We start from the raw sequence: 25,668 nt of genomic DNA, 5'->3' as shown, positions 1-25,668 counted from the left end.
TTGGCCGAAGTTAAGTTGCTTTTTGACGCCAAATGGAAAAAATCCGGTTTTGCGTCGTTGGGGCGCAAATCAACCAGACAGGACGCAACATGAAGAAACTTGTGGTGGCGGGTATGCTGGGGCTTGCAGCCTGCACCGGTTTGAGCGGCACTGCCGTTTCAGGACCGCTGTTCGGGTGGGGTGGGGGCTCCGGTACAGTCAATTCGCAACAGGCACCGGTGGTGAATGTTCAGGCGAACGATACCTACCGTGTACAGCAACTGGAAGAACAGCTTCGTCAGCTGAACGGTCGTATCGAGGAAATGAGTTTCCAGCTGCTGCAAATGCAGGAAACGATCCGCAAAGCGCAGGAAGACAACGAGTTCCGTTTCCAGGAACTTGAAGGCGGCAAGCCTGCTGCACCGACTGCACCGAAGAAGAAGACCGAGGCCGATATCCCATCTGCAGATCGGCAGGATGACGTCGCAACCATCATTGAAACGCCGTCCCAGGGCGGCGCTTCAATGGGTGGTGCGCCTGGTGCCGGTCAGACGGCCACAGGTCCACGGACCAATGCGGCACCGGGTGAGACGACGCTCGGCTCGATCGAGCTCGACCAGCGGGGCATGCCGATTGGCGGTTCGCTGAACAGCAACGCGCAGAATTCTGCGGGTGCTCTTCCCGGTGTCGAAACCGGTCGCTCGTCCAGCCCCGATCCGGTTAACACGGCGGCTTTGACCAGCGAGAACGATATCTATCAGGCGGCCTACAGCCACGTTCTATCGGGTGATTACAAGGCGGCGGAAAAGGGTTTCGATCAATATATTCAGAGCTACCCCAAGGGCGCAAAAGCAGCGGATGCGAATTTCTGGCTGGGTGAGGCGCAATATAGCCAAGGCAAGTTCACCGATTCTGCCAAGACGTTCCTCAACGCTCACCAGACCTATAGCAAGTCACCAAAGGCGCCGGAAATGCTGCTGAAGCTCGGCATGTCCTTGGCTGCACTCGACAACAAGGAAACCGCCTGCGCGACGCTTCGCGAAGTGCCAAAGCGTTATCCCAGCGCATCCAAGACCGTTCTCGGCAAAGTCACGAGCGAACAGAAACGCCTGAGCTGCTGAGCAGGTGCTGACCGGTGATGACGATCTGTCGTTTTCCGTAGAGCCGATTGCGCCCCTTGAGGCAGCACGGCTATTCATCGAAAAAATTTCAAAACCCGCCCGTATTCTCGCTGCCGTGTCAGGCGGCAGCGATTCGACCGGCTTATTGCTTGCCCTGCATCGGGCATTGACCGAGATAAGCAGGCGCGACATTTCGTTGCACGCCGTGACGATAGACCACGCACTCCGAGCCGGTTCCGCCGATGAGGCGAGGGGAGTTGCAGCGCTTTGCGCGGGGCACGACATTCCTCATTATATCCGTCGATGGGATGGCGAGAAACCCGCAACCGGAATTTCAGCCGCCGCCCGGCTTGCACGATATGATCTGATAGGTGCCGTGGCAGCCGACATTGGCGCAGACGTGATTGCCATTGGCCATACGCTTGGCGATCAGCAGGAAACCATCGCCATGCGCGTTGCGCGAAGCGAGCGGTCGGACAATCTCGGTCTTGCCGGTATGGCGGATGCTGTTCTTTATGCCGGTCGCCACTGGATTGTGCGCCCGTTTCTGTCCTCTATGCGTGAGGATATTCGCAATTTCCTGAGCGAGCAGAGGCAATCCTGGTACGACGATCCCAGCAATGAAGACGCTAAATATGAGCGGGTGCGGATGCGTAACCTGTTGCCGGAGCCGCAACGTAAGTTGATTGATCAATCAATCAACAGATCGACGCTGTCTTGGTCGTCGGCGGAATGGCTTGAAAAACAAGCGGAATCTTATCTTGATTGCCTGATCAAGATAAGCGCTGCTGGTCTCCAGGACGATCCGACCATTGTCCGGTACGCGCTGTCGGCGCTGGCGAGCGTTATCGGCGGTCGGCGGTTCGCGATGGCGTCAGACAGCATGGACAGGGTCATGGCATTCGTGACCAAGGGTGAGCCGGGGCGGGTGACGGCGGGCCGTGTCGTGTTCGATCTGCGCAAGGATGCGCTTTATCTGACGCGAGAAAACCGGGACATACCATCCTCGGCGGTTGCCGCAGGTGCCACCGCCCTGTGGGACGAACGATTCGAGATCACGAATCTGTCAGCGCGAACCCTGTCGATCGGCGGCAAAGACGCACGAAGGGCGGTTGAACTGCCCGCTTCCATTCCAAAAGGCGTTGCGAAGCGGGTGATGCAGACAAGGCCGACTATCGAGATTGAGGGCGACCAAGGTCCTGTGTTGAAGGCGGGAGAAGTCGTCATCCGACCGCTGCTCGCGCCTTACGATCTATTTTTGCCGCGGTTCGATCTTGGATTGGCGAACGCGATTGCCCGCCTTATCGGTCGTTCTCCTTACCCGCAGCCTCCGGTTTAGCGCAACTTGCGCTTTTCAAACGGATTTTCTCAGAGTTTTTACCTCAAATCGCATCTGATGCACCCGCCTGCCTTGGCAAGGGCGACTGTCCTCCTTATGTTAGGGTCAACATAATGGCGGGCGCGCATTTGCCCGTTGGAGTTCGGGGAGTTCGATGAACCCAAATTTTAGAAATTTCGCCTTGTGGGCAGTGATTGCTCTGTTGTTGATCGCATTGTTCAGCATGTTCCAGACGTCACCGTCACAATCGGCTTCGCGAGAGATTCCGTATTCGCAATTCCTGCGCGATGTTGATTCCGGGCGTGTTCGTGACGTCACCGTGACCGGTAACCGTGTTCTCGGCACCTATAGCGATGGCGGCACTGCCTTTCAGACCTATTCGCCCGTGATCGATGATTCGCTGATGACTCGTCTTCAGAGCAAGAACGTCACAATTGTGGCGCGCCCTGAGAGCGACGGTTCGTCCGGCTTCCTGAGCTATCTCGGCACATTGCTGCCGATGTTCCTCATCCTGGGTGTCTGGCTGTTTTTCATGCGTCAGATGCAGGGCGGTTCGCGTGGCGCGATGGGCTTTGGCAAGTCCAAAGCCAAGCTGCTGACAGAAGCCCATGGCCGTATCACCTTTGAAGATGTTGCTGGCGTCGATGAGGCCAAGCAGGATCTGGAAGAAATCGTGGAATTCCTGCGTGACCCGCAGAAGTTCCAGCGCCTGGGCGGCAAGATTCCGCGCGGCGTTCTGCTCGTCGGCCCTCCCGGTACGGGTAAGACATTGCTAGCGCGCTCCGTCGCCGGTGAAGCCAATGTGCCGTTCTTTACGATTTCTGGTTCTGACTTCGTTGAGATGTTTGTCGGTGTTGGCGCAAGCCGCGTGCGTGACATGTTCGAACAGGCCAAGAAAAACGCGCCTTGCATCATCTTCATCGACGAAATCGACGCTGTCGGTCGCCACCGTGGTGCCGGTCTTGGCGGCGGTAACGATGAGCGCGAACAGACGCTGAACCAGTTGCTGGTCGAAATGGATGGTTTTGAAGCCAATGAGGGGATCATTCTCATTGCTGCGACCAACCGTCCTGACGTGCTTGACCCGGCATTGCTGCGTCCAGGCCGCTTCGACCGTCAGGTCGTCGTGCCGAACCCCGATATCGTCGGTCGTGAACGTATCTTGAAGGTTCATGCGCGCAACGTGCCATTGGCACCGAATGTCGATCTCAAGGTTCTGGCTCGCGGTACACCCGGTTTCTCCGGTGCTGATCTGGCCAACCTCGTCAATGAAGCTGCCCTGATGGCCGCCCGTCGCAACAAGCGTGTGGTGACCATGGCGGAATTCGAAGACGCCAAGGATAAGATCATGATGGGTGCCGAGCGTCGCTCGTCCGCCATGACCGAGGCCGAAAAGAAGTTGACGGCTTACCACGAAGCCGGTCACGCGATTACGGCACTGAAGGTTCCGGTGGCTGATCCGCTGCACAAGGCCACCATCATTCCGCGCGGTCGTGCGCTGGGTATGGTCATGCAGTTGCCGGAAGGCGATCGCTATTCCATGAGCTACAAATGGATGGTGTCCCGCCTTGTCATCATGATGGGTGGCCGTGTGGCTGAAGAGCTGACCTTCGGCAAGGAAAACATCACCTCCGGCGCGTCATCCGACATCGAGCAAGCAACGAAACTTGCCCGTGCGATGGTCACGCAGTGGGGCTTCTCGGACGCGCTTGGTCAGGTTTCCTATGGTGAAAACCAGCAGGAAGTGTTCCTTGGTCATTCCGTTTCGCAGTCCAAGAATGTCTCCGAGGCGACCGCCCAGACCATCGATACCGAAGTTCGTCGTCTGATCGATGAAGCCTATACCGAAGCGCGTCGCATTCTGACGGATAATCACGATGGTTTCGTTGCCATTGCTGAAGGTCTTCTGGAATATGAAACGCTCTCTGGCGAAGAGATCAAGGGCCTCATCCGCGGTGAAAAGCCATCGCGCGATCTGGGCGATGATTCGCCAGGCCGTGGTTCCGCAGTTCCAAAAACCGGAACGAAGAAAGATGGTCCTAACGAAGCCAAGGGTGACGGCGAGGCCAAGGGCGATGGTGAGGCCGAAGGCGGCCTAGAACCGCAACCGCGCTGATTTCCTGAGCAGATTATGATATCAAGGCCGTCCGTTTTGCGGGCGGCCTTTTTCTTTGCGAGCATGTTTCTGTCGCGCCAAACAGAGTTGGTAACAACATATATTGGGTTTTAGCGGTAATTGACGTGTTGTTTTGCAGCTTTTATGGCATCTAGCCAGAAAGGCCATGGTGCGCATTGAAGGCGCTTGCCATGCACGGGGCAAATTCTGGAGTTCAAATGACACGTCGCTATTTCGGAACCGATGGTATTCGCGGGCAATCCAACGTCTTTCCGATGACGCCTGATCTGGCGATGCGTGTGGGTATCGCGGTTGGTACGATCTTCCGCCGCGGAAACCACCGCCATCGTGTCGTCATCGGTAAAGATACGCGCCTGTCGGGTTATATGCTGGAAAATGCGCTGGTCGCCGGTTTTACCGCAGCTGGCCTCGATGTGTTCCTGCTGGGACCAATTCCAACGCCTGCCGTCGCTATGCTGACGCGTTCCCTGCGCGCCGATATCGGTGTGATGATTTCCGCCTCGCACAACCCTTTCGCCGATAACGGCATCAAGCTTTTCGGGCCGGATGGATACAAGCTTTCCGACGAGTTGGAGCTTGAGATCGAAGACCTGCTCGACAAGGACATCTACTCGCAGCTGGCCAAGCCGCACGAAATCGGACGCGCTAAGCGTGTGGATGGTGATATCTATCGCTATATCGAGTTCGTGAAGCGCACGCTGCCACGCGACGTGACACTGAGCGGTCTCAGGATTGCGATCGATTGCGCCAATGGTGCCGCCTATAAGGTCGCTCCGGCAGCTCTGTGGGAACTGGGAGCCGAAGTCGTCACCATCGGCAATGAGCCGAACGGCACGAACATCAATTTCGAATGCGGCTCCACTCATCCAGAGACCCTGCAACGGAAAGTGCACGAAGTGCGGGCCGATATCGGCATCGCGCTCGATGGCGACGCGGACCGGGTCATCATTGTCGACGAGTTGGGCCAGATCGTTGATGGCGACCAGTTGATGGCGACGATTGCCGCCAGTTGGGCGGAAGACAAAATTCTGCGTGGCGGCGGTATCGTCGCGACCGTGATGTCGAATCTGGGTCTTGAGCGTTTCCTCGGAGACCAGGGTTTGACGCTGGCGCGCACCAAGGTTGGCGACCGTTATGTGGTGGAGCATATGCGCAACCACGATTTCAATGTCGGTGGGGAGCAATCCGGCCATATCGTGCTGTCTGATTATGGCACCACGGGCGACGGGTTGGTTGCCGCACTTCAGGTTCTTGCTCGCGTGAAGCGCTCCGGCCGCACGGTCAGCGAAGTCTGCCGCAAATTCGAGCCCGTGCCGCAACTGCTCAAGAATGTCCGCATCTCCGGCGGCAAGCCATTGGAAAACCCGGTGGTGAAACAGGCCATTGCCGACGCCGAAAGCGCGCTGGCCAATAATGGCCGTCTGGTCATTCGCCCTTCGGGCACAGAGCCGCTGATCCGCGTGATGGCCGAAGGCGACGACAGCGCGCAGGTGGAGCGCATCGTCAACGAGTTGGTTGGCGTGATTTCCAGTGCGAGATCGGCAGCGTAAAATCCGAGAGACCGGATGATCAGGGTCAGCGAATGCTGACCCTTTTTATTGTGCGTGCAGCGTTACGCGGTGCGGTAATAGGGCCGTTGAGCATCCGTCTCCGACGCCAGAAAGTCGAGGATGGCGTTTTCGGCCATGGGCCGTGAAAACAGATAGCCCTGCACCAAAGTCCCACCGAGATGGCTGATGACGGCGATCTCTTCTGCGGTTTCGACGCCTTCAACAATGGCATCGAGCCCCATTTCGCGGCTCAGCGTCAAAACGGATCTCACGATTTTTTCGCTGGCGGGGTTGTCCTGTATCTCGTGGACAAAGCTGTGGTCGATCTTGATCTTGGTCAGCGGCAAGGAGTGCAGACACGTCAGGCTGGAATATCCGGTGCCGAAATCGTCCAGAGAAATGCCGCAGCCGATGTTTCTCAGCATTTCGACGGAGTGCCTGGCTTGGCGCGTATCGTGAATGAAGGCTGTCTCGGTGATTTCCATATCGAGGCGGGAGGCATCGAACCCGCTTGTCTCGATGATGGCGATGATGACCATCACCGCCTCCGAACTGTTCAAATCCTGCGCGGAAAGATTGAAGGAGAGCCGGATGTCATCCGGCCATTTGCGGGCAGCTTCCAGTGCTTTCTTGAGCAGGGGCCTTGTGAGGCTGCCGATGATGCCGGCGCGCTCTGCAATGGGAATGAATTGGGCGGGTGACACTCGCCCAAGAGCCGGGCTGTCCCAGCGGGCCAGAGCTTCAAAACCGGTTGTCTTGTTCAGTGATATATCCACGATGGGCTGAAACACGACGGAGAGTTCCGCGACGAGGTCTGCCTGTTTCAGTGTCTGCTCGATGCGCGCATCGCGGTGAATCTCTGCCACGTGGCGGGCGGTGAAAAGCGTGCTGTTGCCGCGTTTCTGGCGTTTGCCGTGGTAAAGCGCATAATCGGCCCGGTCGAACAATTCCTCGGGCGATGATGCCAGGTCGGGATAGACGGCGATGCCGATAGAGCCGGAAATCATGATCGTTGCGTCCGGCAACGTGAAGGGAGAATGCATATGTTCGCACATGCGATTGGCTTCGCCCACGACGTCTCTGTCGATTGCGACATTGGAAATGATGAAGGCAAATTCATCGCCGCCCAGCCGCGCCAGAAAAAGGTCTTCCGATGCGAAAGAGTGGGTGAGGCGGTTGCTGACTTCCATCAACAGTCGATCACCGGAGGAATGGCCGTAGAGATCATTGACGGGTTTGAAGCCGTCGAGATCGATGACGCCGACGGCCAGACGTGTCTGCTCGTGGTTTGCAGTATCGAAGGCTTCCGTCAGATGGTTGAAAAATGCCCGTCGGTTCGGCAACCCGGTCAGGCTGTCGATATTCGCCAGCCGCAGATTTTCGTTGCTCAACGCTTCGGTCTGCTGCTGGGCGACGATCATGCGTTCAAAATTGCCGTAATTGACCATTAGCACCGCCAGCATGCCAAAGCTGACGAGAAGAATATTGACAGCGATTGCGACGAACGTTGCGTGACCAGTGGACATGAAAAACACGATAAATGCGCCGTTGACGATGACGGCAACAATGAAGGCGGCCGAGCGCACGTGCATCATGCAGAAGATGCAGGAGATGACCGTGATGGCCATATAGAAGGCAATGTGAGACTGCTGGTAAGCATCGCCGTAGGGATAAAGCAGGAAAGACCACAGCGTAAAAGCGATAGAGATAACAACGGCCAGTCGTTGCGTTCTTTTCAGCGCTCTGAAAGTTTCTTCTGCGGATGGCAAATGATTTCGCAACTTCCACCAGAAGATGACCCTGATGACGCTGATGACGGAAAATACGGATGGTACGGTAACCGTCAGCCAAGCAGGCGCGACGGACATATGCGTTGATGCTAACGCCCAGGTACTCGATATCAGAATAAAGTACATGACCGGCATCTGCCTGCAAAAAGCGCGATACTTCGCCTTCAGCAGGTCTGGATTGTGAACCGGAATTCGAATGAATTCGATAAGATGCTTGAGCTGGACGTTCAAAGAAGACAAACCTTGGAGGATTTTTTTAACGGTCCGCTGCACAGAGTGCCGCTGAAACGTGCGGGAGTAAATTTCCCTTACCAACAGACCGTCATGTCTGATCTTCACATCATGTTTTGCGAGGACACTCGCAATCTATACTGATCCTACGCAACTATTGTTTCGATTAGGACAATAATATTAGCTAACGAAATATTATTCCGGCGGAATACGGTTCGCAGCAGTCCAGGCATGGGGCAGTCGGAATCACCCGTATTCCGGGAGTTTTATTTTTCCACGTTAGCCGTGTCCGTTTGTGATGCGTCTGGAGTGTTAACCCTACTTCTTCATAAAGATGACTGAAGTATCCGCGGATTTTAATCGGTATTTAACCATTTTCCTTCAGGCTTCGTAAATGAAGAATTTCACGGGTATTGTCGCGCTTGACGCCTATACCGCTTAGGGAGCCGCCGTTATGAAAAAGAGCCTAATCGGTGTTGTCGCCGCTTTGATGACATGCCAAACCGCTTTCGCAGCCGATGTTTACCAGGAACCAGCGCCAGCTTTTGTCGATCAGGCACCGGAAGTTCAGGTGCAGCAGGCGAGTGGCTGGTATCTGCGTGGTGATGTTGGATATTCGTTCAACAAGTCGCGTGGCGCAGAGTATACCCGTTTTGATTCTGGTAGCCCAGTGAATTACAGCTTCTCGAATAGGTCTGTAGAAGACAACTTCCTTTATGGTGGTGGTGTTGGTTATCAGATCAACAACTATCTTCGTACGGATTTGACCTTCGACTACATGGCAAAATCGAAGTTTAGTGCCAACGGGCCACTGATTAATAATGTTAATTCGGCAATGCGTGCTTACTCGCTGATGGCCAATGCCTATGTTGATCTGGGAACCTATGGCCGTATCACGCCATATCTCGGTGCTGGCATCGGTGGTGCTCATGTGAAATGGGACAAGCTGTCGAGCTGCGGTAACTGCGAGATCGATGGCGAAGGCAACTGGCGTTTCGCTTACGGTCTGATGGCCGGTGCCTCGATCGATATCACCTGTAACCTGAAAGCCGATGTCGGTTATCGTTTCCGCCAGATTGGCAGCGGCAGCATGTTTGGCACGAGTGGAAGCGGCTTGACGTCTGGTGGCCGTGACAAGGGTATCACCTCGCACGAAGTGCGTGTCGGTGGCCGCTATGTCTTCAACGGTTGCGATACGGCTCAGTATATTCCGCCGGCAGATATTCCGCTTCAGCCTGCTGTTTACAAATAAGCCTCACACGCTCTTCAAGACTTCAAACCGCTCGCGTCCTGTCCGGATGCGGGCGGTTTTTGCTATGCAGCGTATTTGCTGATGACGCATACGCGCCAAGATTCCTGTCGGCTGCGACATATTCCGCTTGACTGCGACAGGCGAGAGGCATAGCAACGACGGCAGGACACCTCTCCCTAACGAGAGGCGCCTATCTGAAAGGGTAGTCAAATGACTGATATAGTGAAGCCGGACACCCGTCCGGGCAATGCGCATTTTTCTTCTGGTCCCTGCTCGAAGCGCCCCGGTTGGTCGCTAGACGCTCTCGCTGATGCACCGCTCGGTCGCTCGCATCGCGCCAAGGTTGGCAAAGCCAAGCTGAAGCAGGCCATCGATCTCACTCGCGAAGTTTTGAACGTCCCCGCCGATTATCGCATCGGTATTGTTCCTGCGTCTGACACTGGTGCCGTTGAAATGGCTCTGTGGTCGCTGCTCGGCGAACGCGGCGTCGATATGGTTGCCTGGGAAAGCTTCGGTGCCGGTTGGGTAACCGACGTCGTAAAGCAGCTCAAGCTGAAGGACGTGCGCAGAATAGAAGCCGATTACGGCGTTCTGCCAGACCTTTCCACAATCGATTTCGACCGTGACGTGGTCTTCACATGGAATGGCACCACATCCGGTGTACGCGTTCCAAACGCTGATTTCATTCCCGCTGATCGTAAGGGTCTGACCATTTGCGATGCGACATCTGCCGCATTTGCGCAGGACATGGACTTCTCCAAGCTCGATGTCGTGACCTTCTCCTGGCAGAAGGTTCTGGGCGGCGAGGGTGGCCATGGCGTCATCATCCTGTCGCCACGCGCTGTCGAACGCCTGACGACATACATACCAGCATGGCCGCTGCCGAAGATTTTCCGCATGACATCCGGCGGCAAGCTGATCGAAGGCATCTTCACCGGCGAAACCATCAACACGCCGTCCATGCTCTGCGTCGAAGATTATATCGATGCATTGCTGTGGGCGAACAACCTGGGTGGTCTCAAGGCCCTGATGGCGCGTGCCGATGCCAATGCCAAGGTCATTTTCGACTTCGTGACTGAAAACAACTGGATTGCCAATCTGGCAGTCGTTGACGAGACACGTTCCAACACCTCCGTCTGCCTCAAGATTGTCTGCAAGGATGTTGCCGCTCTTGATGCTTCAGCCCAAGCCGATTTCGCCAAGGGCATGGTTGCCCTTCTCGAAAAGGAAAATGTCGCGCTCGACATCGGTGCTTACCGCGATGCGCCGTCGGGCCTTCGCATCTGGGCCGGTGCCACCATCGAAACGTCTGATATGCAGGCCGTCATGCCTTGGCTGAAATGGGCATTCGAAACGCAGAAGGCTGCGACCTTCAAGGCTGCCGCCTGATCTATTCCGGCCCTGCCACGGCAGGGCCGCTTATGCCTCATTCTCAAGACTGAACTCATTTTAGGGAGCCCAAACCATGGCACCTCGCGTACTCGTATCTGACGAACTGTCGGAAACCGCCGTCCAGATTTTCCGTGATCGTGGCGTCGAAGTCGATTTCCAGCCTAAGCTTGGCAAGGACAAGGACAAGCTGGCCGAAATCATCGGTAATTATGATGGTCTGGCCATCCGCTCTGCCACCAAGGCAACGGAAAAGCTGATCGAAGCCGCAACCAACCTCAAGGTCATCGGTCGCGCCGGTATCGGCGTCGATAACGTCGATATTCCAGCCGCATCGCGTCGTGGCATCATCGTCATGAACACGCCGTTCGGCAACTCCATCACCACGGCTGAACACGCTATTGCGCTGATGTTTGCCGTTGCTCGCCAGCTTCCTGCTGCTGATACCTCCACGCAGGCTGGCAAGTGGGAAAAGTCCAAGTTCATGGGCGTCGAAATCACCGGCAAGACGCTTGGCGTCATCGGTGCCGGCAACATCGGCGGTATCGTCTGCTCGCGTGCACTCGGCCTCAAGATGAACGTTCTGGCCTACGACCCCTTCCTGTCGCCAGAGCGTGCGCAGGAAATGGGCGTGACGAAGGTTGAGCTGGACGAGTTGCTTGCACAGGCAGATTTCATCACACTTCACGTGCCGATGACCGACAAGACACGCGGCATTCTGGGCGCTGAAAACCTTGCCAAGACCAAGCCCGGCGTTCGCATCATCAACTGCGCCCGTGGTGGTCTGGTCGATGAGGCGGCTCTCGCCGACGCGATCAAATCCGGCCATGTTGCCGGTGCCGGTTTTGACGTGTTCGAAGTCGAGCCTGCAACGGAAAGCCCGCTGTTTGGCCTGCCCAACGTCGTCTGCACGCCGCACCTTGGCGCTTCGACCACCGAAGCACAGGAAAACGTGGCGCTTCAGGTTGCCGAGCAAATGTCGGATTACCTCGTCAAGGGTGCCGTTTCCAACGCCATCAACATGCCTTCGATCACCGCTGACGAAGCCCCACGCCTCAAGCCCTTCATCAAGCTGGCAGACGTTCTCGGCTCCTTCGTTGGTCAGGTGCAGGAAAGCGCCACCAAGGAAATCGAAATCCTTTATGATGGCGCAACCGCCAACATGAATACCAAGGCGCTCACATCTGCGCTTCTCGCTGGTTTGATCCGTCCGCAGGTGGCCGACGTGAACATGGTTTCCGCGCCCATCATGATCAAGGAAAAGGGCATCATCCTTTCGGAGGTCAAGCGCGACAAGACCGGCGTTTATGACGGCTTCATCAAACTGACCGTGAAAACTGAAAATCAGGTCCGCTCCGTTGCCGGAACGGTGTTTTCGGATGGCAAGGCACGCTTCATCCAGATCAAGAACATCAACATGGATGCCGATGTCGGTCAGCACATGATCTACATCACCAACACCGACGTTCCCGGCATGATCGGCTTCATGGGTACGACGCTGGGTGAAGCTGGCGTCAACATCGCCAACTTCCAGCTGGGTCGCGAAAAGGAAAGCGGCGACGCGATTGCGCTTCTTTACGTCGATGGCCCGGTGTCGGAAGATGTGCTGGACAAGCTGCGCGCCAACCCCGCCATCCGTCAGGTCAAGTCGCTGTCCTTCAACATCGACTGATCTGGTTCAGTTTTTCGCTGACGATAATTGCCCGGTACAGGAGAAATCCTGTGTCGGGTTTTTTGTGTTTACATGCTTGTAATTACTCATAGTTGCATATCACGAAAAATTTTATGCCATTCCTCTAAAAATGATGATCCATAGTTGCTATATCGACCATGACGAGCCGCTCAATGGGAGGGCGGCGTAACAGGAGAAGACGATGTTTGCTGCCATTAGGCGCTTTAGAGGTTTGTTTGCGGTTGCCGCGTTGGGCATTGCAGTGTCATTCATTGCTGTGGATATGGCCGAGGCAAGACGTGCAAGCGGCGGATTTGGCAGCCGTGGTACTCGCACCTTTTCCGCGCCGCCTGCGACAGCGACAACGCCGGGTCAGGCTGCGCCTATCAACCGCAGCATGACGCCAAACACCAACCAGGCAACGCAGCCGGGCGGTGCAGCACGTCCAGCCGCACAGGCACCGCAGCAGAGCCGCGGTATGTTTGGTGGCATGATGGGCGGCCTCATGGGTGGCTTGCTGATGGGTGGCCTGTTTGGCATGCTCATGGGCGGCGGTTTCGGCGGTATGGCCGGTTTCTTCGGTCTGTTGATCCAGGGTCTCCTGATTGGCGGTCTTGTGATGCTCGCCATGCGTTTCTTCGCATCGCGTCGTCAGGGTAAGCCTGCTTTCGGCGGTGCGGCTGGCAACAGCTCAGCGCGCAACGACTATTCCGCGCCGCAGGGTAACCAGAATTCCATGGGTGGCTTCAAGATTCCGCAGATGGGTTCCAAGGCCGGTTCTTTTGGTGGCGCTGCCGCCGCTGCAACGGCTGCTCCCGCCGCGGCAAAGCCGGTCCCGCATGAAAATGCCATGTCGGAAGGTGACGAAATCGGCGTGACACAGGTCGATCTGGAAACCTTCCAGAAGACGCTGGAAAATGTTCAGGCCGCTTATGCTGCCGAAGACTACGGCACGCTTCGCAAGCTGACCACGCCGGAAGCCATGTCCTATCTGGCCGAGGAACTGAGCGACCACGCCACGAGCGGCGTCAAGAACGATGTGCGTGATGTGACCCTGTTGCAGGGTGATGTGTCAGAGGCCTGGCATGAAGAAGGCAAAGATTACGCAACCGTTGCCATGCGCTACTCCGCCATCGACGTGATGCGTGACCGTAACACTGGCAAGATCGTTGAAGGCGACGAGCACAAGCCGGAGGAATCAACCGAGCTGTGGACATTCGTTCGCCAGAACGGTGCAGAGTGGCAGGTTGCCGCTATTCAAGCCGCAGCCTGATTGATTGAAAAAAACTGAATGAAATGTGGCCGGTGTGGAGGACTTCCGCACCGGCCACAGTCGTTCTGAAAACCCTGTATTTCAGGCAATCGCGGCGCTTTTTCCGCTAAGCCATTGTTCCGGCTCGCCGCACTTCGTCCACGCAATGACCCTTTTTCATTCATCCGGTGTTCATTCGGTCCGCTCTAACCAAGGGCGGAACACATCAATGTGAAATCAGCGCGAGCGGTAAAACACTGTTTTCGGCGGAACCGTAGCTTAAAAACCGCGTTCACGATCCAAGTCAGGATGGCGACCCAAGATCCATCCAGTCGTTCGGATCAGGCCAGTTGGTTTCCAAAGGCCTGCGAGTATGGAGAGCAATCTAAATGAAACGCTTCGACCTGATCGATGGGATGCGCGGGTATTTTCTCGTTTTCATGCTGATCAACCACCTGGTCTTTGCCGGTGGTCTTTGGCTGATTGAAATCAATCATAGACAGTTTGCTTTTGTGGAGGACGCTCAGGGCTTCGTATTCCTGTCCGGCCTTTTGATCGGCATGGTCTATGCGCGCAAGATGATGAAGTACGGTTACGAAGCCGGGCGCGACATGATCTGGAGCCGGGCTCTGGAGCTTTACAAATACGCAATGGGTCTCGTCATTGCCGTTCTGTTCGTTCGCATGGTTGTGCCGCACGCACCCTACATTTGGTACAACTGGTTGGGCATGACGTCGTTTGACGATCCGCTGCGTCTGGCCGCGATTGCGACCTTCCTGTTCCAGCCGACATTTATGGATATCCTGCCGCAATATATCGTCTACATGATTTTCGCGCCGGTGCTGGTCAAGCTCTGCCTGGATGGCAAGTGGGCCTATGTCATGGCGGGTTCGCTGCTGGTGTGGATGGCAGGTCAGCTCGGTTTGCAGCAGCTGTTCACCACGCCCATCAACGAACTTGTGAAGGGCGCAGACGAGCAGGGCATTCGCGTCAGCTTCAACCTCTTCGGCTGGCAGCTGGTATTCTATTCGGCCCTCGTCATGGGTGCCATGACGGCCCAGAATAAAATTGGCTGGACGAAAATCTTTTCGCCGCAGCGTAGCTGGATTGCCAAGGCAGCATTGATCGTCTGCCTGTTCTTCGTACCGTTGCGCATCGCAACGGCCTGGAACCTGATGCCCGAATTCATGCTCGGCAAGTTTTCGACCATGGAAATCCGTGCCGATTTCGGCCCCGTCTACCTCATCAACTTCCTTGCCGTTGGCGTTGGCCTGACATGGTTGTTGATCGCCGGTCCAAAGCACCACAATCCGCTGGTGCAGAAGGCGGCCGCTGCCGTGATCTGGGTTCTGTCTCTGAAGTTCCTGCAGCTTCTGGGTCGCCACTCGCTTCAGGTTTACGTCTGGCACGTCGCCATTGTTTACGGCATCTATTATCTCGATGGCCGTACCGCAGAACTGACGCAGGTGGAAAAGACGATCATCGCACTTGTCGGTGTCGCCATGCTGGCTCTTCCCGCCTTGTGGAGAGAGCGCGAAAAGTGGCTGGGCGATGGTCAAAAGACCGCGGGTGCCTAAAGCCTTTATTGCAGAACCAAAAAGACAGTAGAGGGCGGACCACCGCCCTCTACTTGCGTTTTCAGCCATTTTTTTCTATATGCAGCACCTTATTCCGGTTGACCCGGATACGACAGGCGGCGGGGCCTTGACCCCCGGTATGACTGACGATTGGAAAACTCGTGAACACGCTCGACTTTGATAAGAAGCCGGAAGATACCCGGATTGTCGTCGCCATGTCCGGCGGCGTGGACTCCTCCGTTGTGGCAGGCATCCTGAAACGCGAGGGCTATGATGTCCTCGGCATCACCCTTCAGCTTTATGATCACGGCGCTGCCGTGCATCGTGCAGGCTCCTGCTGCGCGGGCCAGGATATCGACGATGCCCGCCGCGTTTGTGAAACGCTGGGCATTCCCCATTACGTGCTGGATTATGAGGCCCGCTTTCGTGAAACGGTGATCAACCCGTTTGCAGAAGCCTATGCCATGGGCGAAACGCCGGTTCCCTGTGTTGCCTGTAACCAGACGGTCAAGTTTGCTGATCTCTTGGCGACTGCACAGGAGCTGGGTGCGGATGCGTTGGCAACGGGACATTATATCCGTTCCCGTCTCAACCCCGTTGCTGGGCATCCCAATCGCCGAGCGCTCTATCGACCGATTGATAGCGACCGAGACCAGAGCTGGTTCCTGTTTGCCACCACGCAGGAACAGATTGATTATCTGCGCTTTCCACTGGGCGGTCTTTCCAAGGCGGAAACGCGCGAGCTCGCTGAAGATATGGGCCTCGTCGTGGCCAAGAAGGCCGACAGCCAGGACATCTGTTTCGTGCCGCAGGGCAAATATACCGATATCATCAACAAGCTGAAGCCGAATGCGGCGCTGGTGGGCGATATCGTCCACCTCGATGGCCGCGTGCTGGGGCGTCACGATGGCATCGTGCACTACACCATCGGCCAGCGCCGCGGCATTGGTGTGGCCACTGGCGAGCCGCTCTACGTCGTGCATCTCGACGCCCGTGGTCGTCGCGTCATCGTCGGCCCGCGTGAGGCGCTCGAAACCCATCGGGTCTATCTGCGTGACATGAACTGGCTGGGCGACGGCGACCTCACCAGTAATGCCCATGAGGGCTTCGCATGCTTCGCCAAGGTACGCTCGACGCGTCCGCCTGGAGAAGCGACGTTGCATGTCGACGAGAGAGGCGTTTACGTCGATCTGGCCATAGGCGAGGCCGGTGTCGCGCCAGGGCAAGCCTGCGTCCTCTATTCAGCCCCTGGTGCCGATGCCCGGGTCTATGGTGGTGGGTTCATCGAGCGTTCGGAACGTTCAGCAGAGGCCGAGGCATCGCTGAGGGCGCTGCTCCAAAGTCAGGTTGCGGCCTGAAACCATTCAGGTTTTTGCCACAAGGCAGAAAGCTTCGTTTTTGCGCATCTTGCGCTTGACACTTTAGGGAGCGGCACCTTATAAGCCGCTCATCCTGATGGACGGACAGTTACATAACTGTCACGTCCCTCTGTGGCGGGGTAGCTCAGGTGGTTAGAGCAGCGGAATCATAATCCGCGTGTCGGGGGTTCAAGTCCCTCTCCCGCTACCACTCAACCCCCCCAAAAGTTCTGCGCGCTGGCCTATAGGGGCCTACAATCTTCCAACCAATTCTACTTCCACGCCCCCATCATCACGATCTTGGATGACGACATGATCGATGAGCTCTCTGAATTCGGCAAATGCTGCTGCGTCCTTGCGAGGATCTAATTCATTGAGGCGAGCGGCAAGTCGATCAAGTGAGGCGCGATACTGGGCGGGCGCTTGCGGGTGGAGCGCGATGACGGGCGCGGCAGATGATGTTCGCAAAAGCAGCGATGCCGATATTAATCGGCTTCCTTCTAAATGGGCGCGCAAGTAGCGGAAATTATCGCCACATCGCCCGCCCTATCCGGCCATCCATGGATGACAGCATGACGGCGGAAACAAAATCGCAGATCCCCGCAGAAAATGAGAAGCTTCAAGCTCTGTGTGGTGTGAAGCCATAATACCGGGTGAAAGGATAGGGGCGGGCAATGGCCTCACCTGAAGTAGAGGCTGCAATGCACCGGCAGCTTGGTGATCTGATTGCTGGCCTGCGAGGTTTGCAAGACGCGTTGAAACGCGTGGAAGAACAGTCCCGGCGCTCGGAAGATAAATCCGATCAAAGCCTTGCGGCGGTCCATCGCCGTATGGATGAAATGGTCAACCGGGTGGGGCGAGATCGAGCAAACCGTGACTGTGGTGAAAGAAGACGTTTCGGACATGAAGCCGACTGTTGAGGCATTGGACGAGACCGTTTCCACCATGGAAAAGGACGTGAATGGCATGAAGCCGGTCACGGACGACGTGAAACGGTAGAAGATGATGGGTATGGGCGCGCTGGGTTTGATTGGCGTTGGCGGGATCGCCCTGGGCGTTTCGTTTGGGGATGCCGTCAAGCGCATTGCCAGCGTTCTTATTGGCAATATACGAGGAGAGAAAAGCCGCTCGGAGCAATACGGGCAGCTTCTCGCGTTTCATTCTATTTCCTTCTGCACAGTGCTTTCCACACGGTTCAACATAAACTCACAGTGGAAATTCCTTATTACTGTCTGTTCACTAAAGATAAAGTATCCGATTATCATTTACATTTGATTTTAATTGAATTAACGGTCATCTTCTCATTTTTAAGAAGAAACTTATTTGCTTTAAGAAAGTTTACCATTCGATGAACACATTGGCCGGCCCTAAACGATTAGCCTACCTTGAGACTGCTCGTGGTATCGCTTCCGTCATTGTAGTTCTGCATCACTTCGTTCTTGGATTTTTTCCCTTACTTAAAGAAAACATAATGCAGGGCGGATTGCTTATGACGCCGCTATACGTTGTCGTGAATGGTACTGGGGCAGTATATTTCTTTTTCCTGCTATCTGGTTTCGTTTTAAGCCTAAAATTCTACCGAAATTTTTCAGCCTTAGAATTATCCGTCGCAGTGCTGAAACGGCTGCCCCGGCTGATGCTTCCAGCCGGGATAAGCATGATGATTGGTGCCGCGATCCTAATCTATTTACCAGAGTCACACAGCGCCGCAGCTCGGCTTACAGGTTCGGAATGGCTCGGTACTTTCGCTGGTGCCGGGATCCACCAGGACTTCGTCCCGAGCTTCTGGGAAGCGGCACGGAATTCGCTTCTCACTTTTCTGTGGCCGGGTTATTCCCAATACAATTCAAATCTTTGGACGATGTCCTTTGAGTTCTACGGTAGCCTGCTGGTCTTTGCTATCGTCGCGATATGCAGCTTGTTGATGCGACATAAGTACGGCGGTATAATAGCACTTCACTTTATTATAAGCCTGCTCTGCGTTGCGTTGCACAAACTGCTTTTTCTACCTTTCGTAATTGGCTCGTTAATTGCTTTTTTCTACGTCAGACGCCCAGTCCTATTTCAGATTCCTCCTTGGGCGATAGTCATGCTGGTGCTCACAATGATAGCAGGCTACTCGGTCGACTACGGCCCCGCTCTCATTCTCGCCTCGACCGCAGCGATGATCTTGCTTCTTTGCATTCCCTCTTTGGAGCAGCGGCTGGGTGGATCGGTCGGGTTGTTTCTTGGACGTTTGTCCTTCCCTCTTTACCTGGTCCATGTGTTGGTAATCCTCAGCGTGACCAGTGCAACTTACGCCACGCTTACGGGTTACGGATTGCAGCATGGACCAGTGTTGGCACTCAGTTTCCTGATTACTTGGATGTTTTCGCTACTTGCGGCACTACCATTTATGACACTGGAAAGGGTATGGGTTCCGACACTAAACGGCTGGACGCTGGCGTTCGTCCGACATATCGGAATGGCGACTGAAATCAATCTTTCAAAATCTAAATGATCCCACAGAGTCAAACCACATAATCAGGCATTGGCAGCGCCGCTGCCCGTATTTTACCTTTTGCGTCCATTCTTCGAAGTTCGCTCTCCCCGCTTCAGCTCCGCTCCCCTTACGAGAAGGGCTCCCCTTGGGACCAGCGTGACCTCACGCGTGTTGGCGCTGACTTGCTTGGAGCCACCGGTTGGATCACGCAATGGACCGGGCGTGCTGTTGCGGCATCATCGGTATATCGCTGTGATGATAGTCTTTCATGCAAAATCTTACTCTGGCCCATATCCCAAAAAACTAAATGCTTTCGTGGGGAATTTGTTGTCCAGCGAAATTACAACGCATTGAAAGTCATAAATTACTGCTGCCTGGCGCGGTGTACCAACAAACCGCAGTTCGGACGTCGATGCCTGACGCATAGCGGAAAATCTGCCGAAATTTATCTGTGGGGATTGATGTGATCGGTCTCCCGTTACCACTCATTTTATCAAAATTACGTTTCCGAGTGAACAGATATATATATCTTCAGCTCGACCTTTTCTTCTCACGCGTAGCCTCTATTAAAATCATAGCGATTGTCGCATTGTAGACTGCAACTTGATTTAATGGGGGATGAAATGCGTGTTTTTTTGGCGTGCGCGATGGCATTGGCATTTGCTGGAACGGCAAAGGCAGATATGAAAGCGTCGTTTGAATGGGGACCGACAACTAAATGTTTTGACAGTAAATCGCCGCCTTTCAAGGTGTCTGGCGTTCCTTCGGGTACTGTCAAACTGGGGTTCGATATGCGTGACCTTGATGCTCCGGATTATTATCACGGCGGCGGCAAGGTGGACTATTCGGGGCAGTCAAACGTTCCCTACGGTGCCTTCCGTTATAAAGGCCCATGCCCACCAACGAAGCATCGTTATCGTTTCACGGTGAAGGCTCTGGATGCCAAGGGCAAGGAGCTCGGCAAAGCGGTTGCTGCAAAATCATTCCCTTAACTGATTTAAGGAAAAGGCGATCCAATGATCGCCTTTTTCAATTTTGCTGCTGACCAGGTTACTGGCTGTGGATAGCTTCGAGCGCATCCGCGAGCGGCGCGTAGACTGATCTTCTCTCATTCGAAAATTTCGCCGCCAACAGCCCATTCTCACACGCGCGGTCGTCGTCCCAGCCTGGGTGGTTGACTATGGGGTAGAGGCAGATGCCTTCGATGGGCACGCCTTGTTTCATTGCCGCGGTGACTTCTTGGTGGATGTAGGATGCCCAGCTTGCACGTCTGTCCCCTTCGATGCCGGTTTCGGCGACGAAGATCGGTTTGCCGTAACGGGCGTATATTTCGATCAGGATGGTTCTGAAGGGCTTGTAGAGCGGGTGGTCCATGTCGATGGGCGGGCCGCCGTGAATCCATTGGTTGTTGTGGTAGTAGTTGACGCCGATGATATCGAGATACTTGTCTGCGCCACCGATCTGCGGCCACATGTGGCCTGAGAGCAGATCCCAACCCTGAAATTGCGATTGACGATGGCCTTCCGCGACGCCCCGTTCCCATGGGCGGGAGGGGTCGGTGATGACGTTGATGACGGGGTCGCAATGGACGAAACGCGCTCTTGGATCGACCGAGAGAATGGCACCCATGGCGGCGATTGCCGCATGGGCCAGTTGTACCTTGAGCTCGAAGCCGCGCCCGTGGGCGAAGGGGTTGAGGTAGGCCGCATCACCGCCACCCCAGGAAAAGAACGAGATTTCATTGACGGGCGAGTAGTAGGGGATCGCGTCTGTCTGGTCTTTGACGACCTGTGCGGCGGCTGCGGCAAACCGGGCAAATCGATCCACGAAATGCGGGGACCAGATATCTATATCATCTGGCCATCCATAATGCAGAAGGTCCCAGATTACCTGCGTATTGGTGTCTTTCGCCGCGTTCAGCATCGGCGTGAAACTCGACCAATCATAGTGGCCGGGCGTCTTTTCGATCAGGTGCCAGCGCAATCCATCGCGCACGGTGCGGATCGAATGGGATGCGAGTTGCCGGTAATCTTCTGCTGCATGAATATCGTGTTCTGTAGCGGCGATGACATCAAGCCGCTTGCCGATGGTTTGACCGTCTCGGGGCCGCAGGCGGTGGGTGGAACATTCGAAACCGCCTTGGAGGAAGGATCGGAACAGGCCGGTTGGGCCGGATGCCGGTCTTTCTGCGATAACTGTGTCGATCAGCCGCTCCCATTGCGGAACCACGGCGGCGGCGGAGTAGCTGGTTTCCACCTTGTGACGGAGGGCCTGTCCGATTGTCCTTCGCAACTCGGCGGATGTGCTGAGCGTATCAATTGCAGCGGCGACGGCTGCGGGGTCGTTGTAGGAGACGAAAAAGCCGGATACGCCATCTGCGATCTGCTGCATCGCGCCATTATCGGGTGTTGCGATGACCGGCAAACCGGCGGCACCCGCTTCCGCAATGACATGCGGCATGCCTTCGCCCCTGGAAAGCCAGACGAAGATATCCAGCGCCGACAGAAGAGCAGGGATGTCCTTGCGATCACCGAGGAAACGAAGAACGTTTTGCAACTGTCTGGTCTTCGCCAATGTCTGCAACTGCTCGGCATAGTCAGGCATAAAGGCGTCCGGGCCGCCGATGACGAGAAACCGCATATCGGGATTTCGTGCATGCGCCAGTGCTGCCGCTTCGATGAAATCTTCGACATTTTTCTTGGGGTCGAGCCTGCCCACCCAGCCGACCAGGACGGTGCCTTCATCCACGCCGAGTGACGCGCGCACCGCCGCGCGCTCGATGTTATCGAACTCGGAGAGGTCGACAATGGAGGGGATTTCGACAACATCGTTCTCGCGCCCCGGCATGATGGATGCGGCGGCGTCGCATATGGAGCGGCAGACGCCAACGTAACGGCTGGTGAAATGTTTGGGTCCGGCCAGCGCTTCGGACACCAGCCCGCCATGTTCGATCAGTGGCGGACGCCAATGCATGCGCTCCAATGCGGGATAGATATCGGCAACGTTCTGGCAGGAGATGACGACATCGTAGCTCGCTATCTTGTTTGCGAGATAGACAACCGTATCCTCGAAGGACAGGCCGTAGGGGGTCGTATCGACGTCGACGCCGAGTTCGGTCAATTGCTCATGTGTCTGATGCGGCATGTTGGGTTTGTGAAAACAGGCAACGACATAAATTCGGTAGCGACGAGGGTCGAGATTGCGAGCGAGCAGCCGAACCTCGGTTTCCTCGCCGCCGACGACAAGCCACGCGAAGATGAAGAGAATGCGAATAGGCGGTTGCTGCGGTATCATTCGGTGACCTTGAAAACGATCTGGAGAAATTCCGGGCGGTTTGTGACGAGGTCAGCCAGAAACGCCGGTCCGTCTTCAAGCGGGATGACATGCGTTATCATCTGTTCGCGAATAACAGTGCCGTGGCTTTTCAGCAGGCTGACGGTCTCAAGGGAGAGACGCCGCCTGTCCCACTGGCCAGACAGACCGCGTGGGACGCGGTTGATCTGCGCGCAGCGGATGTTGAGGCCATTATGGTGAAATTCCTCTCCCAGCCGCAGCCTGTCCGCTCCGCCTTGATAGAAGGCGAGATCGATGACCGTTCCCTGGGGGCGAAGGGCCTTCAATGCGGTATGCAGGCTTTCAGCGTGGGCGCGCGTCTGGAAAACGATATCGGCTCCACGGTCACTGCTGCCATTGTGCCAGCGCGCTTTGGCGTGTTGCCAGGCTTCGTCTTCGGTCATGGCGACAAGCCCCATGGCTTGTGCCTTTTCACGCCTGAACTGCGAAGGATCGGCAAGGATAACGCCGAGCGCTCCCGCATTTTGCGCAAAAAGCGCCGTCATCAGACCAACGGTACCGGCTCCAATGACGATGACGTGACGGCCTGCTATGCCCGCGCCAAAGGACGGGACATTGCTTCCAAGCGCGTCCGCATCCGCGTGCAGAATGCCGTTGGCAGCGATAGGGCCCATCTGCGCGGCCAAGACGCCGAGAATGGGGTCGATATCATCGGGAAGTGGAACCAGCACATCATGGAACGGGTCGGCGGTGTGGCCGCTTTTGTGACCGTAGGTTCCGGCCAAGACATCGCCAGGTTGGAAGCCAGACGTTCGGGATTCCGTTACACGGGCGACTTCCATATAGCCGAGAAACGGCACGGGATAATGCAGATCCGGTTCGTTTTCGAGGAAGACACCTCTGCCGGCATCGAACCGCGAATGGAAATAGGGGTTGGTGTTCTTCATGAAGGTCAGCTCGGTCCCGGCCGAAAAACCCGTGTAGCGGGTTTCCAGACGAACCTGACCATCACCAGGAGGGCCTTCTTCATAATCGAAGAGATAGGCTTTTCCCGGCGCTTCGATGCCGAGAGAGCGGATGATGCGGTGGCCGGGCGGCAGGCCTTGCGGAACATCCTCGCGGGGCGGGTAGCGCAGGGGTGCCTGCGGATTACGGTCAAGGAGAGGCTGTTGCATCGAAACCACTTCACCGCTGTGCGCTGATGTTGCCACGGCCAATGCAACACGGTGCGTCGCCAATGCGTCCTCATAGGTACAACGAATGTGGTTTTCGCCACCCAGCACGGCATCGATGAAGTCACGGTCTTCTCGCCAAACCGGGTCGCCTTCGGCATGGCGCACCGGGCGTCCGGCACCCACATCGACCATGATGTCGTGATCGGTCAGTTCAATTGCCAGGCGATCCGCGAAGATGTTGAGGCCAACCTTGTGGCTCCATCCCAGCAAGCAGGTGGAGGATATGTTGGCAATGACGCCGGACTGGAATGTCAGACTTGCCGTCGTGACCGCTGCCACATCAAGGCCGGGAAACTCGGCGCGGTCCTTGAAGCCGACACGACCGTAGACATCCGTGATTTCGCCGACGAGGTAGCGGGCGAGATCGATGATGTGGGTTGCCTGCTCCACCATCTGACCGCCTGATAGATCCGACTTCCACCACCATTGCGGAGGCGGTGTCTGGTCCAGCCAATAACCCGACAAAAGCTGGGCGGGGTTGTCAGCCAGACGGTCGCGCGCCTCTTCGACGGTATCGAGATAACGCCAGTGGTAACCGACGCCCGTAATCAGGTTTGCGGCTTCGATGGCGGCACTGAGTTCTTCGGCCAAAGCGAGATCGAGCGTGATCGGCTTTTCGACGAAGAACGGTATGCCGCGGCTGATCAGGTCCCGCTCCGCGTCGCCATGGGCAAAAGGTGGAATGCAGATATAGACGGCATCCAGTGTTTCTTGCTCCAGCATGGCGCGGTGACTATCGAACGCTCTGGCCCCGAAGCGTGAGGCGGCCTGTTCGGCGCGTGTGAAATCCGGATCGGCAAATGCCACCAGTGCCACGTCGTCGAAACCGGCTAGGATATCCAGATGCCGATTGGCGATGCCGCCGACGCCGATAAAGCCGATGCGTGCCTTGTTCATGGAAGTCTGTCCTTGTGTGGGTTGTGTGCGATTGGAAAGAACGCGCCGGTAAACGGCTGCGGTTTCGCTCGCCATGCGTTGTGCTGAAAATTCCGTATGGAAGCGGGTGGAGCCAGCTTGGCCGACGGCCTTGGCCCTATCGGGGTCGTTGAGTGCTTCGATCAACATCTCTGCCAAAGATGCAGGGTTTCCGCTTTCGGCGAGGTAGGGATGGTCGGGTCCGAGAGCTTCGATATTGCCGCCGATATTGGTTGCAACGACGGGCAGGCCAATCGACATGGCCTCCAGCACCGCAAGCGGCAAGCCTTCGAATTTTGACGGTAAAACGAAGAGATCGGCACTGGCCATCAGATCGGCGATATCGCTGCGGTGACCGGCAAACAGAACGTTCTCAGTTAGAGAAAGCTCTTCGACCAAAGCCTTGACAGCCGTTATCTCTTCGCCTCTGCCCACCAGAACAAGTGCGGTTGACGGGTGGGCTGCTAGGACCGCTGGCAGGGCTTTGATGAGTGTTGCGTGGTCTTTTTGCCGAGAAAACCGGGCAACCGTCATCAGGACGTTCTTGCCCGCAAACCTGTCCATCATGTCGATGTGCCTGTCAGCGTGATGCTCCAGCGCGAATGTGCCGTTGCGCACTACCGTCAACTGTTCGGGATCGACGCCACTGGCCTCGAAGCTTGCCTTGGATGCTTGCGATACGACGATGCGGTGAGCAAGCGCTGCGCATTCGCGGGCATATTCTTCTTTTTGGTCGATATCAGTGAGGAGATAGGGAAGGTGTTCCGTCCGCACCACAGGCACATCGCAAGCGATGCCCGCCCTGGCAATCTCGTGGCCTTCCCAGCCGATGCCTGCATGGACATGAAGCAGGCAAGCGTCTGATGTTTTCAGCCATCGCGCCAAATCCGCTGCATCAGCGAATATCTTGATGGCAAGTCCATGACGGGCGGCTTTTGTCATGAGTTCGTCTGCATGCCCGGTAAGGGCGGCGATGGTGACGTCCCATTCATCGCCCAAGGCTCGGCCAAGCGTCAGCATATGCTCACCCATGCCGGATGGGTCGAGACTATCGGTTGCAAGAACGATCCGGCGTCGATCGTTGCTCATAAGCCG

The 25,668-nt window shown here is 56.1% G+C and carries 16 protein-coding genes, 1 tRNA gene and 1 pseudogene; 15 read left to right on the top strand and 3 right to left on the bottom strand.

The features are described from left to right. Positions 1–89: 89 nt before the first annotated feature. The 4 genes from ybgF to glmM all read left to right on the top strand — a co-directional run bounded on the left by ybgF (position 90) and on the right by glmM (position 6,126). A complete protein-coding gene (gene ybgF / locus DSM25558_RS09685; RefSeq protein ID WP_077104217.1) occupies positions 90–1,100 on the top strand; it encodes a tol-pal system protein YbgF in 1,011 nt (336 codons plus the stop codon). 4 nt (positions 1,101–1,104) lie between these two features. Then, positions 1,105–2,439, top strand: a complete 1,335-nt coding sequence (tilS, locus tag DSM25558_RS09680) for a tRNA lysidine(34) synthetase TilS (protein ID WP_244554147.1) — start codon at positions 1,105–1,107, stop codon at positions 2,437–2,439. Positions 2,440–2,593: 154 nt separating this feature from the next. After that, positions 2,594–4,555: an ATP-dependent zinc metalloprotease FtsH gene (gene ftsH / locus DSM25558_RS09675; RefSeq protein WP_077104159.1), complete on the top strand. Its 1,962-nt coding sequence runs from the start codon at positions 2,594–2,596 to the stop codon at positions 4,553–4,555. Positions 4,556–4,773: 218 nt separating this feature from the next. Beyond that, a complete protein-coding gene (gene glmM / locus DSM25558_RS09670) occupies positions 4,774–6,126 on the top strand; it encodes a phosphoglucosamine mutase (RefSeq protein ID WP_077104157.1) in 1,353 nt (450 codons plus the stop codon). 62 nt (positions 6,127–6,188) lie between these two features. On the opposite strand, the gene DSM25558_RS09665 is transcribed toward glmM, so the two are convergent. Beyond that, complete coding sequence (locus DSM25558_RS09665; protein ID WP_077104214.1) at positions 6,189–8,156, bottom strand: putative bifunctional diguanylate cyclase/phosphodiesterase; 1,968 nt, start codon at positions 8,154–8,156, stop codon at positions 6,189–6,191. Between the two features lie 445 nt (positions 8,157–8,601). Here DSM25558_RS09665 and DSM25558_RS09660 point away from each other — a divergent pair, with 445 nt between their 5' ends. The 11 genes and pseudogenes from DSM25558_RS09660 (at position 8,602) to DSM25558_RS09605 (ending at position 20,121) form a co-directional block, all read left to right on the top strand. After that, positions 8,602–9,399: an outer membrane protein gene (locus DSM25558_RS09660; RefSeq protein WP_077104155.1), complete on the top strand. Its 798-nt coding sequence runs from the start codon at positions 8,602–8,604 to the stop codon at positions 9,397–9,399. A gap of 210 nt (positions 9,400–9,609) precedes the next feature. Continuing rightward, complete coding sequence (locus tag DSM25558_RS09655; RefSeq protein ID WP_077104154.1) at positions 9,610–10,788, top strand: phosphoserine transaminase; 1,179 nt, start codon at positions 9,610–9,612, stop codon at positions 10,786–10,788. A 76-nt stretch (positions 10,789–10,864) separates the two neighbouring features. Further along, positions 10,865–12,460, top strand: coding sequence for a phosphoglycerate dehydrogenase (serA, locus tag DSM25558_RS09650; RefSeq protein WP_077104152.1), 1,596 nt, complete (start codon positions 10,865–10,867; stop codon positions 12,458–12,460). Between the two features lie 202 nt (positions 12,461–12,662). After that, positions 12,663–13,733 (top strand): Tim44 domain-containing protein, encoded by a 1,071-nt coding sequence (locus DSM25558_RS09645; RefSeq protein WP_077104150.1) that lies wholly within the window; start codon positions 12,663–12,665, stop codon positions 13,731–13,733. Positions 13,734–14,101: 368 nt separating this feature from the next. Next, positions 14,102–15,289, top strand: a complete 1,188-nt coding sequence (locus tag DSM25558_RS09640; RefSeq protein ID WP_077104148.1) for an OpgC family protein — start codon at positions 14,102–14,104, stop codon at positions 15,287–15,289. A gap of 161 nt (positions 15,290–15,450) precedes the next feature. Beyond that, positions 15,451–16,647 carry a tRNA 2-thiouridine(34) synthase MnmA gene (gene mnmA, locus DSM25558_RS09635; RefSeq protein WP_077104146.1) on the top strand — a complete coding sequence of 399 codons (1,197 nt, stop codon included), beginning with the start codon at positions 15,451–15,453 and terminating at the stop codon, positions 16,645–16,647. Positions 16,648–16,781: 134 nt separating this feature from the next. Then, positions 16,782–16,858: transfer RNA gene (locus tag DSM25558_RS09630), tRNA-Met, on the top strand. 244 nt (positions 16,859–17,102) lie between these two features. Further along, positions 17,103–17,294, top strand: a complete 192-nt coding sequence (locus tag DSM25558_RS09625; protein ID WP_077104144.1) for a hypothetical protein — start codon at positions 17,103–17,105, stop codon at positions 17,292–17,294. A gap of 27 nt (positions 17,295–17,321) precedes the next feature. After that, positions 17,322–17,733: pseudogene (locus DSM25558_RS27700) on the top strand (DUF1515 family protein); the annotation flags it as partial. Between the two features lie 262 nt (positions 17,734–17,995). Beyond that, positions 17,996–19,147 (top strand): acyltransferase family protein, encoded by a 1,152-nt coding sequence (locus DSM25558_RS09610; RefSeq protein ID WP_077104138.1) that lies wholly within the window; start codon positions 17,996–17,998, stop codon positions 19,145–19,147. A gap of 605 nt (positions 19,148–19,752) precedes the next feature. Continuing rightward, on the top strand, positions 19,753–20,121 hold the full coding sequence (locus DSM25558_RS09605; protein ID WP_077104212.1) for a YbhB/YbcL family Raf kinase inhibitor-like protein: 369 nt from the start codon (positions 19,753–19,755) through the stop codon (positions 20,119–20,121). A gap of 58 nt (positions 20,122–20,179) precedes the next feature. Here DSM25558_RS09605 and DSM25558_RS09600 read toward each other — a convergent pair whose 3' ends face one another. Beyond that, positions 20,180–22,423 (bottom strand): glycosyltransferase family 4 protein, encoded by a 2,244-nt coding sequence (locus tag DSM25558_RS09600; protein ID WP_077104136.1) that lies wholly within the window; start codon positions 22,421–22,423, stop codon positions 20,180–20,182. Next, on the bottom strand, positions 22,420–25,662 hold the full coding sequence (locus DSM25558_RS09595; protein WP_143240059.1) for a glycosyltransferase: 3,243 nt from the start codon (positions 25,660–25,662) through the stop codon (positions 22,420–22,422). The genes DSM25558_RS09600 and DSM25558_RS09595 overlap by 4 nt, the downstream gene beginning before the upstream one ends. Positions 25,663–25,668 lie beyond the last annotated feature (6 nt).

It is taken from the genome of Agrobacterium sp. DSM 25558, assembly GCF_900100825.1.
Taxonomy (GTDB): domain Bacteria; phylum Pseudomonadota; class Alphaproteobacteria; order Rhizobiales; family Rhizobiaceae; genus Agrobacterium.
This window is presented reverse-complemented; position numbering and strand designations above follow the sequence as displayed.

Coding starts and splice junctions, on each gene's coding strand:
- DSM25558_RS09655 (WP_077104154.1), top strand. CDS start 9,610: ATGACTGATATAGTGAAGCCGGACACCCGTCCGGGCAATGCGCATTTT.
- serA (WP_077104152.1), top strand. CDS start 10,865: ATGGCACCTCGCGTACTCGTATCTGACGAACTGTCGGAAACCGCCGTC.
- DSM25558_RS09605 (WP_077104212.1), top strand. CDS start 19,753: ATGCGTGTTTTTTTGGCGTGCGCGATGGCATTGGCATTTGCTGGAACG.
- ftsH (WP_077104159.1), top strand. CDS start 2,594: ATGAACCCAAATTTTAGAAATTTCGCCTTGTGGGCAGTGATTGCTCTG.
- DSM25558_RS09625 (WP_077104144.1), top strand. CDS start 17,103: ATGATGTTCGCAAAAGCAGCGATGCCGATATTAATCGGCTTCCTTCTA.
- glmM (WP_077104157.1), top strand. CDS start 4,774: ATGACACGTCGCTATTTCGGAACCGATGGTATTCGCGGGCAATCCAAC.
- DSM25558_RS09595 (WP_143240059.1), bottom strand. CDS start 25,662: ATGAGCAACGATCGACGCCGGATCGTTCTTGCAACCGATAGTCTCGAC.
- DSM25558_RS09660 (WP_077104155.1), top strand. CDS start 8,602: ATGAAAAAGAGCCTAATCGGTGTTGTCGCCGCTTTGATGACATGCCAA.
- ybgF (WP_077104217.1), top strand. CDS start 90: ATGAAGAAACTTGTGGTGGCGGGTATGCTGGGGCTTGCAGCCTGCACC.
- DSM25558_RS09640 (WP_077104148.1), top strand. CDS start 14,102: ATGAAACGCTTCGACCTGATCGATGGGATGCGCGGGTATTTTCTCGTT.
- DSM25558_RS09600 (WP_077104136.1), bottom strand. CDS start 22,423: ATGATACCGCAGCAACCGCCTATTCGCATTCTCTTCATCTTCGCGTGG.
- DSM25558_RS09645 (WP_077104150.1), top strand. CDS start 12,663: ATGTTTGCTGCCATTAGGCGCTTTAGAGGTTTGTTTGCGGTTGCCGCG.
- DSM25558_RS09610 (WP_077104138.1), top strand. CDS start 17,996: ATGAACACATTGGCCGGCCCTAAACGATTAGCCTACCTTGAGACTGCT.